The following is a 1,725-nucleotide window of genomic DNA, read 5'->3' on the forward strand; positions in this document are numbered from 1 at the left end:
CGCTGGCGGCAGGCACCTACACGCACGGTGTCTCGACGGCGAACGACACCGCGACCGCACAGATCACGCTGAACGCGGCATCGCCGGACAACGGTACCGTCGCCGGGACGGTGACGGACACGAACGGCGACGCACTGTCGGGTGCGACGGTCACGGCTGGTGACGTCTCGACGACTACGGCCAGCGACGGCAGCTACTCGCTGTCGGTCGCACCGGGTGACTACCAGGTGACGGCCGACGCGGACGGCTACCTGTCGGCGAGCAAGTCGGCGACGGTGACCGAAAACAGCAACACGACGGTCGACTTCTCGCTGACGGCCGAGGACGGCACCATCAGTGGCGTCGTTCAGGACCGGAACGGGAACAACCTCGGTGGCGCGACGGTCTCGGCTGGCAGTCAGTCGGCGACCACCGCCGCCGACGGCAGTTACACGCTGTCGGTCGCGCCGGGCACCTACACGGTCGAAGCGAACGCGACGAACTTCCAGGCCGCGACCCAGACGACCACGGTCGAAGCCGGCGGGTCGGCGACCGCTGATTTCGCGCTCGAACCGCAGTCCGAGCCCGAACAGCCCATGCAGTTCACGGCGTACGTGCGCGGTGAGGAGAGCTACCTCCACACGGGGACGCCCGACAACTCGCGGCCGATCCTGTACTCGCGGTGTCGCGGCGGCGAACCCACGCCGGCCGACCAGGGTCCGGACTTCCTGCCGACCGACGACTGTATCACGATCGAGGGAACGATCTACCCGTCCAACGACACCTGGCGAGGTGACGTCGACTTCCCGCCCGCGCGGGACATCATCAACGAGACGGAGTCCGATACCATCGGGAACATCTACTTCCGTGCCAACATCACGACGATCGATCAGGCCGGCGGGACGTTCGACGTCGACACGGGCCGCGTGTCCGTCGAAACCACGGTCGATATCGGAGTCACGGTGTGGTCGATCGGGAGTATCTTCTCGGTCTCGTCGCCGGCTGCGAACCCCTACTCACAGGTCGTGAGTGAATCGTCGAACCGGCTCTCGGACTCGACCTGTCGCCTCCCGAGCGTGTCGATCAACGTCTCGACGGAGAAGAGCTACCAGACCGGCTCGCCGTTCCCGGCCACCAGCACGGTGTCCGGACAGCGGATCAACGACAGCGACATCGGGAAGCTGGTCACGGACGACTTCTCGGTCGGTTCCGCGACCGGCTGTGGCACGACGTTCTTCGTCCCGATCAACGATCAGGTCAACACCGAACAGGGTATTCCGGCCGGTACCGGCGACAACGAGGTCGCGTACCTGACCGAGTTCAATATCCAGACCGGTAGCTAACGGCCACTCGACGACTCGGCCGCCTTCTTTTGCACGCCACACTGCACAGCCAGCGGCTCGACGCTGTCCGCTGGCGGCTCCGTGGCCGATCGAGGACACGCTCTCCCGTTCGAGGCCAGCCGACCCGACGGCCGAATAAAATCGGTCAAAATCAACGTACAATGAAGTATCACTAGCACTTAGAAAAATACTAACAAACATGCAACAAAGAGCAAACTCGTAGTGGTAACGACGCCGCGAAGACACACGTCACGCGCACGCGCTACGAGTCGTGCGCGCAAGAGGGAACGAGAGACGGTTCGCAGGTAGTGGGGCCTGCGGACGGGACTGCCCTCCAGTCCCACTGTTGGGGGTCGTGCCACCGCGCTGACAGTCAGCGTGCGAACAGATGGAGCAAACTATG

General features: G+C 64.3%; 1 protein-coding gene. It reads left to right on the forward strand.

The window, feature by feature from the left end; translation table 11 throughout:
* The coding region (locus tag EAF64_RS20620) for a carboxypeptidase-like regulatory domain-containing protein (protein ID WP_135811383.1) at positions 1–1,322 on the forward strand (1,322 nt) is incomplete at its 5' end.
* Positions 1,323–1,725: the final 403 nt, after the last annotated feature.

The organism is Halorientalis pallida (genome assembly GCF_004118325.1).
In the GTDB taxonomy this organism is placed as follows: domain Archaea; phylum Halobacteriota; class Halobacteria; order Halobacteriales; family Haloarculaceae; genus Halorientalis; species Halorientalis pallida.